The sequence below is a fragment of the Tolypothrix sp. FACHB-123 genome (genome assembly GCF_014697075.1).
Classification (GTDB): domain Bacteria; phylum Cyanobacteriota; class Cyanobacteriia; order Cyanobacteriales; family Nostocaceae; genus Aulosira.
The window spans coordinates 15782-31421 of the sequence record NZ_JACJRE010000077.1 but is presented as its reverse complement, the minus strand read 5'-3'; the positions used below and the strand labels follow the sequence as shown (position 1 = coordinate 31421).

The window sequence follows — 15640 nt, the reverse complement described above, 5'->3', positions numbered from 1 at the left end:
TGTCAATACATATAAGGCTTTTGGCAAAATAAAGATGCTTTTTTTGTGTTTATATGAGTGCTATAACTAATAATTTGGCATAATAGCTACTGAAGAACCAAAAAATAAATCCTAAATTACCAGTTTCTCTGCGAAAAAAGATTAATGTAATTACCCCAGCCATGATTGCTAACACTGAACCAGTAGCAGGTATTTTGCTATAAAAATAAGCATAATAACTAGTTGCAAATATGATATTTTGTCCCAAAAAGTATAAGCCTAGAAACAGTAAAAATAAATCTATGAGTTTGATTAACAGCCTGCTCATATCTTTTTTGCAATTTTTATATGATTATATATTGATGTTTAAAATCATTAAAAAATATTTATTGAATTTTCTCAAAACCAGAAATATATTAAACTTCTGTAAAAATACTTCATGGTTATCATATTCATGAGCTAAATATCAAGTTCTTTCATAAAATTTATCCCAAATTAACTTTGCATTTCAGGATAAATAAATTTGTAGTCAGAACTCTCAGCTTGATTTTCCATAAATTCTGTGCTGACTATCGAAAGTTGATAGTTCGGTAAACCTCATCATCCAGATGATGAATACCAGTCACAGTTCATCTATCTCAAGAGAAAGCCAGAAAATAGCTGGAGTACGGTAAACTGCAATACTAAACTGATTCCCTGTCCGTTACAATCAAAGCAATAAAGCAAGTGGAGGAGCCACCAGGATGCAAGTTACATACGATTCTGATAAGCGTAAATTGCTATCCTCTCTATGTCATGGGGCGATTTTCTTTAGTACAACATTATTGTCTGTGGGAGTGCCAATTGTTATTAACATCATTTCCGACGACCCAGTTGTCAAAAGCAACGCCAAAGAATCGATTAATTTTCACTTCAACGTTTGGTTTTGGGCAACTGTAATTGGAGTACCAATTGGCCTTCTATCTTGGTTGACCTTTGGTCTTGCCGGATTTTTATTATTTCCCGTTATCGCTTTGGGCTTTTTGCTACACTGGGGACTGACAATTGTAGCCCTATTTCACTGTCTGACTAACCCAGATGAACCGTTCCGTTATCCGTTTATTTTTAGACTGTTGTAATGGCGCTATTTCTCAGGATATCTGAGAAAATAAATTAGCCAAAGTGTGAGTGATGAGGGTGCGTCAGTCATTGATATTGAAAACACAGAAATTTCCTTCATTTCTGACACACCCTAAATATTTTCCAAAAATTATTATTTATGAATATTTTTGCTTAATATCTAAGCTATTTGAATTTGGAGATTTTCTTCCTCAATCAGAATTTTGAGCAACGCTACAACGCCAATTTGCTCAGAAACAGCATTAGCATCCCATTTACCATCGCTTGTATATTTACCTTGCGTGTAAAGATTAGTAGCTGACCAGAGGTAAGGGCTGAGAACTTCTGGATGATACATCCTATAGCCAAACCCATTATATCTTTCTAGTTGCCACAGTTGTGCGGCTAAACTCCAGTCTTTAACTTTATCAAAATCTTTTAAAGTTAAAGCATCAATTGCGCTTTCTTCCCAAGTATATCCTTCTTCCCAGCCTTTGATTGGTTCGGCTATCGGTCTACCTGATGGAACGTTAACAGTACGTTTTTTTAGGGAGTTTCCATTGTGCAGATGTCTAGTGAACTTGAGAGATGATTCCATATTGTGGATAACTCCAATAAAGTACCAAGGTACATTAATTTGTCGCTGCACTGCTCTATAACGACGACGATATGAGGAAATTTGCGCAACTATATCTTGAGCCTGATTCAATTTCTCTGGTTTTATTTGGCAAATATTCCAAAGTCTTTGGTATTCGGGTTTGAGGTCACGGAGTCGAAGTGATATTTGGGCTGTCATATTTTTCAACACTCAGTAATAGCACTGGATTTTTGAGTGCCATAAAGCTAACTTATTTTCTGCAATTTTCAGTTTTTTGATACAAAAAATTAAATTTTTATTATTTATTAGCTAGTTGCTAATGCTACCGTTGCTCAAAGATGAGTGGCCTTGTTAAAATTGTAAATTTATTTATAGGAAAATTAGTTTTTTTGAAAGTAATAAGCTTCAGCTATTACTTAGTTTTATACTAAAAATTAATTAAATTTACATTACGTAACTACTCCAATCTTGTATTTAATAACATCCTTCTCATACACTATATAAGTGCTTTTTCAGCATTAAATATGTACTTATATATACTAATACTGTATATAATGGGTCATAATTTTGACGGGAATTTGTATCTTAGGGTATGTTCTCAAACAGAATTAATCGATACAACTATGTTTGTACCTACTTAGTAAATAGAGTCATGGAGGGAAGTAAGAGATGAGACTACAAGATTTTCTGGGCACGCAAGAGAAATGGAATTTTGAAGCGATCGCACAAGATATAGATTTAACTCGTCAGATTCAGGTACTGTTAATAGGCTTAGGTTTATTAGACGCACCAGCTGATGGCAAGTTTGGGCCTGTTTCTGCGGCGGCGCTGAAAGAATTCCAAGAATTAACTAAATCTGGAGAAAAAGATTATTTAGGCGCAGTCACAGCCAAAAATTTAATTGAAACTAAACCAGAAGATTTACCCCAACCTCCGTTAAAACTCAGCAACAGCATTGCCAGCAGAATTATCAAATACTTACAGCTAAAAGATTATCAAATATCCATAGGAGCTAAACAATACAACATTGTTTATATCGAGGGAATGAATGAAGATTGGACTCTCAATAGCGATACACCCAATCAATTCAACGACCGTCGGATTGTGATTGAAATTGTCGAAGGTGTTCCCAAAATTGTCAACCACTGGCAAGCTACTACTGAACCAGGTAGCCATTATACATACAATCCCATGAATTCGCGAGGGGCTGCCAGAATTAAGTTTGGACAGTATAAAGCTTGGGCTGTTGGCTTTCACGGTAATGCAGACCGTCACGAAGCTTTAGTCCAAGTTGAACCGATTACCGTTCACCGCGATTTTGACAAAAACTTTATCCGTACTGGCGATAAACTGGATACAGGCCTATTTGCAATTAATCAACATTGGGGCTATGATGCGCCAGCAAATGATATTAAAACTGCCAGTGCAGGTTGTTTAGTGGGAAGGAGGCGAGATGGACATCGTGAATTTATGTCCATTATTAAACAAGACCGCCGCTATTTAGCTAATAAGGACTACAAATTCTATACAACAATTATTCCTGGGAATGATTTTGTGAAAACTGTTCCTGGATGAAGTTAAATTAATTTTGCCGAAATCGAATTGATTAGATATATGCGCACCTCAATCGAGTGAAGTTGATTGAAGTGCGCATTGTTGATTAAGTTAATAAATATCAGTGGTTAGATTATGTTGAAATCATAGATAGGCGTAATGATTTAGTTAAAACCTTATCTGGAGAAATGAAGCGGCGCTTATACCAATTCAAAATTCAAAATTAAGAAATCCATATTTTGCTAGGTTTCTGAATTTGGATCTATTTCATGGTTTTAGTGAATTGGTATTACAAATAGCTAGAAGCTCTATTACATCGACCACAAATTTTATTTTTAGATGAACTAAGGGTAGGATTAGATCCCCAAACCAGAACAATAACCCAATAAAACCGGGATGATGGTGCGTCCCTCTAACTTGGAAGATATTTTTGTAGAACTAACGGGACGCCAATTAGATTAACCTCATCCTCCCAAGTCTCTAAGTAATGCTTCTACTCTGGCGACGCCATCAAAGTCATTGCGTCGTTGGTATAAGTCACGAGCTTTATTAAGTACGTTGACAGCTTGTTTAGCTTGCCGTCTTTGCTTATACATTGAACCCATTAACTCATAAGTTTGGGCATTATTGCGATCTAAATTGATTGCTTGTTCGTAAGCCCAGTTAGCTGCTTCGTAGTCTCCCAAACGCGCTTGTGTTACAGCTAAACCCAAATAAGCATTAACATTATTGCGATTAAGTTGAATTGCACGACGATAAGCTTCTTTTGCTCCGGCTGTATCGCCCATATTACCTTTGATGTAACCCACAGCATAGAAAAAATCGCCATTGTTAGGGCTAATAGCCAGCGCCCGACGATAAGCGGCTAATGCGGCGGGAAAATTTCCCTGTTGAGCATGTAAATAGCCAATCCCTGAATGAATTTTGGCATTTTTAGGTTCAAGACTTGCGGCTTGTTGGTAAACGGAGATGGCTCCATTGTAATCACCAGCATCGACTAGCCTGCGCCCTTCTTCTAGCATTTGCCTGACTTCTGGAGTTCTGGCTTGTGCTAACAAGACTTGAGCTTGAGCTGCTGGGGATATAGTAGCAGCAAAAGTACTTAATAAGAAAAGGCTTACTATAAATGTAATTGGTTTGTACACAGTAAATTTCCTGAGGTTCTAGGGAACTTTTTTCTTGTACATTAAAACAGAAATGTTGAGTTTTGCAAACTGTATTTATTCTGGTTTATAAAATTTTAATAATGTTTGATCTACATTGTCAGTACTGATCTTGAAAAATCAGAGTTTTTACGGAAATTTTCAGCAAGAGGTAGCTGCATAAACGTATATTCCACATTAATTTTCAAGGAAACTACTTTGTGCAAATAAGTAAGTTAAATTTATACTATGACTATCATGAATAATTCTTGAAAGAACAGTATCTTGATACGGGTTATAAAAGTCAAATATTAGACAGTGTAAAAATAACTCAAATCAGGCTCTGAACTATGATTAAATCTTGATTTTGGTAGTAATTAACAGTGCTTGTAAGCAAATTTAGTCTCCAGCATTCCAAATGTTTTACATGTGATAAATAATTCTTTGATATGTGTTGATTATTTTCACATTCTCCATAAACTTGGCAACACAGTTGGTAATAAATACTAACTGAGCAAAAATGGGGCGATAGAGCACTTGGTGAATGAGGCAACTATTCTGAATCAGAATCAAGCACAATAGAGAGAGCCAACTGATAGATTTGCCGCCGGGGTAAGGAAGTAAACTTAGCTAATTGACGGCTAGCTTGCGATCGCGAAATTCCCTGACGCATCATTTGTTCTAGTTCGGCTTTGAGTTCCGCTTCTGTCAGTTGGGGTTGACTAGCTGGTGTTCCCGCTACCACCAGAGTATATTCGCCTTGGGGTTCGCGCTGGCTGTAATGACTGATGGCCTCGGCAATTGTTCCCCGCCAAAATTCCTCATAAAATTTGGTCAGTTCCCTAGCTAAGACAATTTGGCGATCGCTGCCAAAGGTTTCTCCTAAGTCTTGTAAAGTATCCCGCAATCGGTGGGGCGATTCGTAGAAAATTAGAGTGCGAGATTCTGTCTGAAGAGATTCTAAATATTCTCGCCGTTGTTGAGTTTTGGCTGCAAGAAAGCCTTCAAAGACAAATCGATCCGTTGGTAAACCAGAAGCGCTTAAAGCCGCAATTGCTGCACTCGCACCAGGAATCGGCACTACTGTTATCCCCGCTTCCACACATGCTTTCACTAGTTCATACCCTGGATCGGAAATTCCCGGCATACCGGCATCACTTACCAAAGCAATGGCCTTACCATTAGTTAAATGCTCTAACAATTCAGGGATGCGGCTACTACGATTATGTTCGTGATAACTAATTTGCCCAGTCTGAATTTGAAAATGTTGTAATAGTTTCCCAGTATGGCGTGTATCCTCCGCCGCAATCAAATCCACATTTTGCAAAATGCGCACCGCCCGAAAAGTGATATCTTCGAGATTGCCAATGGGTGTACCGACAACATAAAGCGTTCCTGGTTTGGGATCGGTTTGCATTTTGAATGAATTTGTTGACTGTTGACTACTGACTAATGACTAATGACAACTGACAATTATGGTTTATTTGTAGGTTTAGTTACCTTAGACTTAATTTACTTGGCTGAATCTGCTCCCCAGAATAATCAAAAGCTGGTGGCTATTGACTATACTGTAGCAGCGGGAGGCCCGGCGACAAATGCGGCTGTGGCTTTTAGCTATTTAGGAAATCAAGCTACAGTATTGGGTGTAGTAGGTTCGCACCCGATCACACAGCTAATTCGCACAGATTTAGATACTTATAAAGTAGCGATCGCAGATCTTCAACCTAGCACGACAACATCTGTACCAGTATCTTCGATTATTGTTACTGAATCTACTGGCGAACGAGCAGTAGTTTGCATTAATGCTGTAAAAACCCAAGCGAGTATTTCATCTTTACCGCCAGATATTTTGCAAAATATTGATATAGTACTGATTGATGGACATCAAATGGCAATTGGTAAAGCATTAGCGTCAATGGCTAAATCCCAGAATATCCCTATCGTCATAGATGGTGGAAGTTGGAAAGCTGGATTTGAGGAAGTTTTACCTTTTGTAGATTACGCTATTTGTTCGAGTAATTTTTACCCTCCCAACTGTCATACAACAGCAGAGGTTTTTGCTTATCTCAGTCATTTTTCTATTCCCCACATCGCCATTACCCACGGAGAACAGCCAATCGAATATTTAAGTTGTGGCGATCGCGGTGCAGTAGATGTGCCGCAGATACCAGTAGTTGATACACTGGGGGCTGGAGATATTTTTCACGGAGCATTCTGCCACTATATTTTACAGCTAACTTTTACCGATGCATTGGCTCAAGCAGCGCAAGTAGCTGCTAAGGCTTGTCAATTTTTCGGTACTCGCCGTTGGATGGAAGCACAGCAATGAAAGATTTATCAGAAATATTAGCGATCGCGCGTCAGGTAGGATGGGGTGCAGCAGATATACTCCAATCTTATTATCACGGTACAGTTCAAGACCCTAATCTTGAAGTTCAATATAAGCAAAATGAGCCTGTTACAGTTGCAGATATAACCACCAGTCAATATATTTTAGAACAGCTACAAGCCGCTTTAGGTAATGAAGATTTCGCCTATATCAGTGAAGAAACTTATAAAGCACAACAAATTAAACATAATTCTACATGGGTATGGATTATCGATCCGTTAGATGGGACAAGAGATTTTATTAACAAAACAGGCGAGTATGCAATTCACATTGCTTTAGTCAAAGAAACACGCCCAATATTAGCAATTGTCGTCATTCCCGAAGCGCAGAAATTATATTTTGCTACTCAAGGTGGAGGTACATTTGTCGAAACCCGTAATGGTTCAGTTCCCTTACAAATATCCTTAGATGTAAGTCACAAATCTCTCGAAGATTTAACTTTAGTTGTGAGTCGTTCTCACCGCAACCAAAGATTAAATTACCTATTAGAAAATCTTCCTTGTAAAAATCAAAAAGCTATCGGTAGCGTAGGTTGCAAAATAGCAGCTATTATTGAGCAACAAGCAGAAATTTATATTTCTCTTTCTGGTAAATCTGCCCCTAAGGATTGGGATATAGCCGCACCGGAGTTAATTTTATCAGAAGCTGGTGGTAAATTCACACACTTTGATGGTTCACCATTGCACTACAATACTAATGATATAAATCAGTGGGGCGGTTTGCTGGCTAGTAATGGTCAATATCACGATTTACTTTGTAGAGAATCCGAGAAGATTTTAGCTCAATTTAATGAAACAAGAATTGATGCTCAGTAGCTCTATGATTTTTATATTTGAGCAGTTTACCATTGCTCAAAAAATATATGATTTCTCTGCTTAAGTTTGAGAATTAAACCTTTTTTTGTGGCTTAGAAAATTTTTGCTGTCTTCTTTACAAGTAGAACAGCGCAAATAATTAAAGATTGTATTGTACCCCTCTGGTAAGCTAGCAAGAGCGTCTGGTTCGCCGTATCTATCTGGTCAAGAAGAGCAGGCTTCACTCCTGACTACGAAATGAAAAACTCCACCCACAAGGGGATGGAATTTTTGGGCATGGAAAAGAGCCACCAATGACGCCACTTGCTTTAAGCCGGGAAACCCGTCCAACGCAGTGGCTCCCCAATGCCCAATGCCCAAAGTCGGCGGGCGGCTATCCTCACCCACAAGGGGATGGAGTTTCTCGCCGACTTTCTATGAATTCAGCAAAAAAATTGCGATCGCGTTCACAAAAGCAGTAAATGTGCAATAATAAAATACGGGAAAAAATTATAAATGTCATCAGGCGACTTGTGTTGCTGCATTTAGTTATATTCACTTGGAAATTAGGCTCCGTAAGAGTCAGTTTTCAAATGCTGTGCTATAATGGCGGATATAAAGATTATTTTCGGTTGAGTTATTCGTTTTGATTTCTCTAAAGCGTCTCTCCGAATCTAACTCTCTACAATTTCTGAATTCGGAGACGGAAAATGTCAATTTATGTTGGGAATTTGTCCTATCAGGTTACTGAGGAAGACCTGAGGATGGCGTTTGCAGAATATGGCAAAGTTAATCGCGTTCAACTACCAACGGATCGAGAAACAGGTCGCCCTCGCGGATTCGCATTTGTAGAAATGGAATCGGATGCTCAAGAGACAGCAGCCATTGAAGCACTTGATGGTGCTGAATGGATGGGACGTGACTTAAAAGTTAACAAAGCTAAACCTCGTGAAGAAAGAAGTCCTTCCCGTGGTAGCTGGGGTAACAACAACCGTAATAATCGCCGTTACTAAGTTTCCCACTGAAAAGTTAACAATCTAGAGTCTCCAGCAGATAAAGCCAAAGGCTCAATGCTGCTGGAAAATTTTGTTTTGTGTATTCATCCATATAGAGGAGGAATGAGAATGACACAAGTAGTATTAGGAGAGAACGAAGGTATTGAATCAGCTTTACGTAGATTTAAGCGGGAAGTTTCTAAAGCAGGGATTTTCCAAGATATGCGCAAAAAACGTCACTTTGAGACGCCGTTAGAAAAAGAGAAACGCAAAGCAGTTGCTAGACATAAGCAAAATCGTAGACAACATTCTCGCTACAGATAAAATTTCCTCAAAATTTGCTCTTAGACTTGATTGCCGTTTTTAACTACCGTGCTTGGTAGTATGACATCGGACATCGCAACCGCAAATGAGCAGGCAGACATTCATACATAACTATTGTGGTAGTAGCACTGAAAGCGAAAACAGTGCTACTAAAAATTTATGTAACAACATGCTATTGGCTTTTGTGGAACTTATACTTAAGTAGATAGATATTATTTATATACTTACATTCCTTAATTATTGAGGTTAACACAAAATAATACAAATCCCTAGATTTATAATGGGAATTATATTTTGAATTGTGCGGAAAGTCTAAGCGGAGGAAAACTTCACTCAGAACTTTCCCAGAGAGGATTTTGAATTTTGAATTCCCCAAAGGGGTTGACTCTGGATTTTCAGAAAAATGTTGCGCCTTTATCATCTATTAATTGGTGCTATTTTAGTAGCATTAATCCCCGTAGGGCTAAAATATGGTTCTCATCTTATTTCTACAAATAAGGCTGAGCAGAAACCCCCAGTAGTAGAGACATCAATAAAACCTAACCCGGCTCCTTCTACAGAGGGTAATATTTGGCAAAATATCTTAGGTAATGCCTCAGCGCCAACAGATTGGCAAGTTGCGCCTTGTTCGGGAAATGCGCCGCTTTTATGTGTCTCAACTCAAGGAAAAGTTTTAGGTACAGTTGAGATTGGTGTTTACCCGTTAGCAAAATATCCGACTTTCCAAAAGCAGCTAGAAGCAGCAGGTATTCCGGCAAATAGCAAAATAGATTATCAAAATCCTCAGTATCAAACCCAACTATGGACAGCATTAAAAGCTTGGGTGACAGATTATTACACAGCGATTGCTAAAGATCGTCAGGTAACCTATGGTCAAGATATTACTTTCTCCAGCCATCCGCCGCAATTGGTAACAATTGGTAAACTTCCGGGAATCCGCTACGGATTTACGGGAATTAAACGCCAGGGTGGAGTACAAGAACAACATATCAGTCATGTTACCTTTGATGGAACTGCACTGTATGTAATTACCAGTGCCTTTGACCCAGGCTCAGCAACAGGTAAATTTGATAAACTAGAAGACTTGGCGATTTTCCAACCTTACCTCTATGCGATCGCCGCCGATCTCAAGTTACCTAACTAAAAACAATTAATGCGATCGCCAATTGCCTATCAAATCATATATCTATCCGAAAAATAGTGGATGGTGCTTGAGGTTAATTGATGAGTTCATATCTGATGCAACTAATTAACCTATGAAGCAACGAATACTTTTGGTTGTTGCTACCACCGTCCTGTTGATTTTAGGATTTTTATCTTTAGGAAGCTATATGGCTTGGTTTTGGCCTATAGAACTATTCGCTCATTTTCGGTTGCAATATTTAGTTTTATCCCTAATAGTTACTATTATTTTAGGCATCCTGGGAAAAACACGCCATCTCAAGAGTAAAGTTATAGTTATCTTTGCTTTGTTACTAGTTGGTTTAAATTTAATTGAAGTGCTTCCTTGGTATCTACCTCATGCACAACAATTAACTGGAAACACATCTCAGCAAGTTCGCCTTTTATCTTTTAATATTAATATTCAAAATCAGGACAATGCAAATATTATTAATGTTGTACAGGAAAATCGTCCTGATATAGCATTGTTAATGGAAGTTACTCCCAATACCTTTGATAATTTAACAGCTGAACTAAAAAATACTCTGCCTTATACTTTTAGAAGTCCTGGTGGTGGACTGGCGATATTTAGCCGCTTACCTATTAAAGATATCAAGGCAGATAATTTTAATGGTAAAAGTGGTCATAACCTCATAGCAACCTTAACATTAAATAAAAAGCCTATTCAGCTAATTGGCAGTCATCCCATAGTACCTGTAAAACGCAACACCTTTCACAGACGCAATCTTCAGTTAGCAGCTTTGAGCGATTATATTCATGACTTCAATCAGCCATTAATTATTATGGGAGATTTTAACGTAACACCTTGGTCGCCTTATTATCGCAGATTCATCAATAAAACAAATTTGCATAATACTCGCCTAGGTTTTGGCATTTTACCAAGCTGGCCGCGATCGGCAACACATGTCAATCTACCAAGCTGGGTGATTCCCTTAATTAATATTCCCATTGACCATTGTTTCGTTAGCAAGCACTTTCGCGTTTCAGGAATTTATACAGGAAAAAATGCTAACTCTGACCACGCACCCTTAATTACTGATTTAGTGTTAAATTAACAGAACTTAAGCTAAGCGTAAGTTCTGTTAGTTCAGGGCGCTCAATTAAAATTTAATCTTTTTTTCCTCTCCAGGGCCCCCAAATTGCCAGGGTAATCCCAGGACTCTGGATATTGACAAACATAGTGTCACCATCTGGAGAGAAGCAAGCACCAGCAAATTCACTACCATTAATAGCATTTGCCGCAAACTTATATAGTTCGCCTTTTTTATTAACGCCAATCACAAATTCCGTATCGCTACCATCTTCACACAAGAAGAGATCGCCAAAAGGAGCCACAGTAATGTTATCAGGGAAATTTAATTCATCACTGCTGGTAGACTCCACAACTAAGGTCAGAGTGCCACGATTGGGATCGTGTCTGTTAGGTTTATAAGCAAAAACCTGTCCTTGTCCGACTTCGCCACCATTAGTACAGGTAAAGTAAATCAAGCCATTACCATACCAAGCACCTTCACCTCTAGAGAAGATGGCTGCACCCTTACTTTGTCCTTGATATCTTACAGAAGCAGTGAAGTCATTAGTAGCGGGATCGACATTATCAATCTTGACCCACTTCACCGGTAACGGTCGGTTTTTATATTGGAGAAAATTCTTGCCAGTATTAACTGTTGGCATTCCTTCAATAACTAATGCCTCTAGCACTCCACCAGCACGAAGGTTACGTTTTTTACTCGGACGGAAGCGATAGAAACAGCTATTTCCTTCATCTTCAGTTTGATATACCCATCCATTTTTTGGATCGATGGCAACCGCTTCATGGTTAAAGCGACCCATTGCAACCAAGGGAATAGGTTCAGCAATTTGGATATCGGCGGTTGCTGGAACTTCAAAGTTATAGCCATGCTTTTTGGTGGCTGTATTATTTGGTGCAGGAATCGTCAGCGTCTCTTCGCAACTAATCCAAGAATCCCAAGGAGTCGGCCCGCCAGCACAGTTACGAATAGTCCCTGCTAAAGATACAAAATGCTTTTTCACTCGGCGCTTTCTCGAATCAATCACTAGCGTCGTCGTCCCGCCCCCAATTTGGTCATATCGTGGTGACCCAACTAGTCCAGTAGAATTATTAGCATTTAGTTCGTGATTTCGCACCAAAATAATCGTATTTCTAGGGCCATCAAAAGCAGCCATCCCATCATGACCACCTCGTACTAATGCCCCATCATCCATAGTTTGGCCTGTATAGGATATTGCGGTGTATTTAAAACCTTGAGGAAGTTGCAGTAGGGGTTGGCTTCCTATGTCAATACCATTAAAAATAACGCCCACTAGTTCATCCGCATTTTCGGGCATCTTTGGCTCTAACGGGCCATAACCAATTCCTCTAGGAACTTTACCACCATTTGCAGTTTTGGCATAAAAAGCTTCCAGAGGAGAAAGCATCGTCATACCAACAGCACTCACACCAGCCAATTTAAAAAAGTTACGTCTTGATAAGTTCATACTTGAGAGAACATTCAGCAAAACTCAGAAGTTTCAAAATCCTATGAATCTGCTGTTAATGAATAAGTAAGGCAAAGTTAAGAATGATTTTTCAGTGCACAATATCTATGTTTTCCATAGATAGCAATTATCAACAGTTACTGAGTAAATATTCTTTGATTAAGGAATTTAAAATAAGATTTATTTTTGGTAAAAACTAGCTTAATACCAATTCTATAAAACCCTCAGACTGGAAGCCTAGACGGCAGTTTTTAAATATCTAACCCAGTAACTATTAAATCTGGTGGATATTCAACAGTAAATTGATAATTTATCTCTCTTTTTTCCTCAGCTAGCAGAGTTAAATCCCATTCTAACATCCCCATTTCTCCCAGTTGAATTTGTGGATTAGTGCGGGTGAGACGTATTTTTAATTGCTCATTACGACTAACTGGTAATTGTTCCGTAAGTATCAAACGAGCTTCTTTATCTAGCAAGTTAGTAATTATCAACCGATAACCATAAGTAATTCGCCGTTGACTACTCATCATTTTTTTGTCAACTTGACGAGTAACTAAATCGCGCTCAATTTTTAAACCTTCGTCAATACCTAAATTAATTTTAAATTCTTGTCCTGGTGCAATATGTCCTAAATTGTTTGTACCCACAAACATATTGTCACGAAAAACATTCGCTTTACCAGGTAACAAAGTTGCACCGTTGACACTATTTTTCACCTTAGCTTGGAGATAGGCAAAGGTAACTAATCTGGGTATGGCAATATAATCACAACTACTAGGATAGTCATCATTAAAAATTGTCGTTTTATGTGGTGCGCCATCACTGGGAATGTTACCGTTACCATTAAGTTTAAAGGTGACTACGCTTCCTGCTTGAGATACTTCAGCAGCTACAATTTCTGCTTCTATCGGACTTTCCTGTGTCACTTCTTCCTCTGCTTCTTCAATTCCACGAGTTGCAGCCTGTGCCATCATTGGCATTTGTGTAGCTCTACGACTCATAAATTCTACTGGCGGCAGGGAATGAGCATTTATATACCAGGGTTCAAGTCTGGGTGGCAGTGTACCTAATCCCGGTTTAGCTGTAGAGAGGGTCAGATCAACGCCTAGCCAATCTTCGCCCGTGCTTTGAGTTACTTCAGCCAAGTAAGTAAGATTGACAATATTACTAGTATTGCTCAAGCGTAAGTCATAAAATGGAGTCCAACTAGCGCGATTCACTACATAAGAAACCTCTAGTTCAAAGTCTCCTGCACCAGCTACTTCCACTGCGATAATTAAGCTTGCACTTTCTTGAGGGTGGGGTGTTTGGATTTTTTGCAGTGAAGTGCGGAGAACTTGTAATTGTTTTTTGAGTTCATCCTGTTGGGTTTTGCATTCCCCGGATGCGATCGCATATTCACCATACTGGCTACCCAAAAAATTGATAAAATCTAGAGTTTCGCTGAGGCTGAGATTTTTTCGCGACAAACTCTGAGCAAATGGTTCTTCTATCTTTTCTCTTAAACCTGCAATAAAACTAGATTGCAAAGCTAAGGCATCGATTTGCGCTTGTAGATGACGTTGTTCAGTTTCTAACTGCTGAATTTGTCTGGTGAGTTGAGCTATCCGTTCTCCCACGGGTTTAGTCGTGTAGATGCGATCGCTACTAACGCCCAACAACCGCACCCCTACTGTACCTTTACCGCTAACTCTCACAGAATCAGTTTCTAGAGTTACTGGTAGGGAAGTCAGGACTAATTCTTTTTCCTCTCCGGTTAAGGAAACTCTAGCCTGTCTTGTGACTAAGGCGCGATCGCTATAAACTGTCACAGCTAGAATCTGGCTTTCTACAGTTTGACGTAAAGAACTTGTTTGTGGATTGTCAATTGTCATGGTTCAGTAATATTGGGCATTGGGCATGGGGCATTGGGCAATTCAATTTTGGATTTTGGATTTCCGATAGCGCAGCGTTAGCGAGTCCGCGAGCGTCTTTTGGATTAGGTTTAAATCTAAAATCCAAAATCTAAAATTCCCACTCCCTAGCCCCTAACCCCTAACCCCTAGCCTCTAACTCCTTTTCATTCTGGAATTGTTCAAAGGTACCCCAAGCAAAAGACGTATTTTGCTCGATAAAGTTCTTGGCTGCATTAATCAAGTAATCATAATAGGTACGAGCGACAATTGATAACTGCTTACCAGAAGGGTAAACCATGTACCAAGTACGCTTAATCGGAAAGTGCTGTACATCCAAAATACTGAATTCAGAAGATTCAGCAATTAAAGTATGACGAGATAATACAGAAATTCCTAAACCGCCTGCGATCGCTTGTTTAATTGCCTCATTACTCCCCAATTCCAATTTCACATTTACTGCTACTTCATGTTCGTCAAAAAGGCTTTGGACAGCCCGACGAGTACCTGAACCGGGTTCTCGCATAATAAAAGGTTCTTGCGCCAGACGCTGGATGGGAATATTTTTCTCCTTTGCCAGTGGATGATTAACTGGTGCAAATACAACCAAAGGATTATCTAAAAATGGCTGACAATTCACATCAATATTTTCTGGGACTTGGCTCATAATATACAAGTCATCCAGATTATTCACCATTCGTTCTAAAATCCGTTCGTGGTTTGTTACTTGCAGGGAAATATCTATGCCTGGATAAAGTTGGCAAAATGGCCCCAATAAACGCGGCACAAAATATTTTGCGGTTGTAATTACTGCCAATTTTAATTGACCTTGTTTTAGCCCTTTTAAATCAGCTACTTTCATTTCAAATTGGGCTATAGTGTCAAAAATCTGCCGACAAGTAGTAAACAACTCGCGTCCTGCTTCTGTCAAATATAGGCGCTTACCAACTTGCTCAAATAAAGGCAAACCAACCGATTTTGTTAATTGCTTGATCTGCATGGAAACGGTAGGCTGTGTGAGGAACAATTCCTCAGCAGCACGAGTAAAGCTACCGTGACGTGCTGCCGCCTCGAACACCTTCAACTGGTGTAGCGTCGCTTGGTTCAAGGGTGATTCTCCTCTAAGAGCGATACTTTAGACATAAATCTAGTATCACTGAACACTTGCATTCGCGATAGCATTGGTCATACAAA

Annotated in this window: 16 protein-coding genes and 1 pseudogene; 10 read left to right on the top strand and 7 right to left on the bottom strand. The window is 39.0% G+C overall.

Annotated elements, in window-relative coordinates:
• Positions 1 to 49: 49 nt before the first annotated feature.
• Complete coding sequence (locus tag H6G41_RS30200; RefSeq protein WP_190751522.1) at positions 50 to 307, bottom strand: hypothetical protein; 258 nt, start codon at positions 305 to 307, stop codon at positions 50 to 52.
• Between the two features lie 415 nt (positions 308 to 722).
• Between H6G41_RS30200 and H6G41_RS30195 the strand changes: the two genes are divergently transcribed.
• On the top strand, positions 723 to 1097 hold the full coding sequence (locus tag H6G41_RS30195; protein WP_190751520.1) for a DUF4870 domain-containing protein: 375 nt from the start codon (positions 723 to 725) through the stop codon (positions 1095 to 1097).
• 161 nt (positions 1098 to 1258) lie between these two features.
• Here the strand turns inward: H6G41_RS30195 and H6G41_RS30190 are convergent, their stop codons facing one another.
• On the bottom strand, positions 1259 to 1873 hold the full coding sequence (locus H6G41_RS30190) for a hypothetical protein (protein WP_190751518.1): 615 nt from the start codon (positions 1871 to 1873) through the stop codon (positions 1259 to 1261).
• 471 nt (positions 1874 to 2344) lie between these two features.
• On the opposite strand from H6G41_RS30190, the gene H6G41_RS30185 reads away from it, so the two are divergent.
• Together H6G41_RS30185 and H6G41_RS36340 are read left to right on the top strand one after the other, a co-directional pair.
• On the top strand, positions 2345 to 3250 hold the full coding sequence (locus H6G41_RS30185) for a peptidoglycan-binding protein (RefSeq protein ID WP_190751516.1): 906 nt from the start codon (positions 2345 to 2347) through the stop codon (positions 3248 to 3250).
• A 101-nt stretch (positions 3251 to 3351) separates the two neighbouring features.
• A pseudogene (locus H6G41_RS36340) lies at positions 3352 to 3691 on the top strand (hypothetical protein); the annotation flags it as partial.
• Between the two features lie 2 nt (positions 3692 to 3693).
• On the opposite strand, the gene H6G41_RS30180 reads toward H6G41_RS36340, so the two are convergent.
• Both H6G41_RS30180 and rsmI read right to left on the bottom strand, forming a co-directional pair.
• Complete coding sequence (locus H6G41_RS30180) at positions 3694 to 4374, bottom strand: tetratricopeptide repeat protein (RefSeq protein WP_190751515.1); 681 nt, start codon at positions 4372 to 4374, stop codon at positions 3694 to 3696.
• Between the two features lie 550 nt (positions 4375 to 4924).
• Positions 4925 to 5788, bottom strand: a complete 864-nt coding sequence (gene rsmI / locus H6G41_RS30175; protein ID WP_190751514.1) for a 16S rRNA (cytidine(1402)-2'-O)-methyltransferase — start codon at positions 5786 to 5788, stop codon at positions 4925 to 4927.
• A 42-nt stretch (positions 5789 to 5830) separates the two neighbouring features.
• Here rsmI and H6G41_RS30170 point away from each other — a divergent pair, with 42 nt between their 5' ends.
• The 7 genes from H6G41_RS30170 (at position 5831) to H6G41_RS30140 (ending at position 11110) form a co-directional block, all read left to right on the top strand.
• On the top strand, positions 5831 to 6700 hold the full coding sequence (locus tag H6G41_RS30170) for a sugar kinase (RefSeq protein ID WP_190751513.1): 870 nt from the start codon (positions 5831 to 5833) through the stop codon (positions 6698 to 6700).
• Positions 6697 to 7575, top strand: a complete 879-nt coding sequence (locus tag H6G41_RS30165) for a 3'(2'),5'-bisphosphate nucleotidase CysQ (protein WP_190751512.1) — start codon at positions 6697 to 6699, stop codon at positions 7573 to 7575. Before H6G41_RS30170 ends, H6G41_RS30165 begins: the two co-directional genes overlap by 4 nt.
• Before the next feature lie 293 nt (positions 7576 to 7868).
• Entirely contained in the window at positions 7869 to 8036 is a 168-nt protein-coding gene (locus H6G41_RS30160; RefSeq protein ID WP_190751511.1) for a hypothetical protein, read from the top strand.
• A gap of 228 nt (positions 8037 to 8264) precedes the next feature.
• Positions 8265 to 8567: an RNA-binding protein gene (locus H6G41_RS30155; protein WP_190751510.1), complete on the top strand. Its 303-nt coding sequence runs from the start codon at positions 8265 to 8267 to the stop codon at positions 8565 to 8567.
• A gap of 111 nt (positions 8568 to 8678) precedes the next feature.
• Positions 8679 to 8873 carry a 30S ribosomal protein S21 gene (gene rpsU / locus H6G41_RS30150; RefSeq protein ID WP_096642267.1) on the top strand — a complete coding sequence of 65 codons (195 nt, stop codon included), beginning with the start codon at positions 8679 to 8681 and terminating at the stop codon, positions 8871 to 8873.
• Positions 8874 to 9276: 403 nt separating this feature from the next.
• On the top strand, positions 9277 to 10017 hold the full coding sequence (locus tag H6G41_RS30145) for a hypothetical protein (protein ID WP_190751509.1): 741 nt from the start codon (positions 9277 to 9279) through the stop codon (positions 10015 to 10017).
• A 112-nt stretch (positions 10018 to 10129) separates the two neighbouring features.
• Positions 10130 to 11110 (top strand): endonuclease/exonuclease/phosphatase family protein, encoded by a 981-nt coding sequence (locus H6G41_RS30140; RefSeq protein WP_190751507.1) that lies wholly within the window; start codon positions 10130 to 10132, stop codon positions 11108 to 11110.
• Between the two features lie 52 nt (positions 11111 to 11162).
• Here H6G41_RS30140 and H6G41_RS30135 read toward each other — a convergent pair whose 3' ends face one another.
• The 3 genes from H6G41_RS30135 to H6G41_RS30125 all read right to left on the bottom strand — a co-directional run bounded on the left by H6G41_RS30135 (position 11163) and on the right by H6G41_RS30125 (position 15554).
• On the bottom strand, positions 11163 to 12554 hold the full coding sequence (locus H6G41_RS30135) for an alkaline phosphatase PhoX (RefSeq protein WP_190751505.1): 1392 nt from the start codon (positions 12552 to 12554) through the stop codon (positions 11163 to 11165).
• 251 nt (positions 12555 to 12805) lie between these two features.
• Positions 12806 to 14428 (bottom strand): mucoidy inhibitor MuiA family protein, encoded by a 1623-nt coding sequence (locus H6G41_RS30130; protein WP_199316397.1) that lies wholly within the window; start codon positions 14426 to 14428, stop codon positions 12806 to 12808.
• A 160-nt stretch (positions 14429 to 14588) separates the two neighbouring features.
• On the bottom strand, positions 14589 to 15554 hold the full coding sequence (locus tag H6G41_RS30125) for a LysR family transcriptional regulator (protein WP_190751503.1): 966 nt from the start codon (positions 15552 to 15554) through the stop codon (positions 14589 to 14591).
• Positions 15555 to 15640 lie beyond the last annotated feature (86 nt).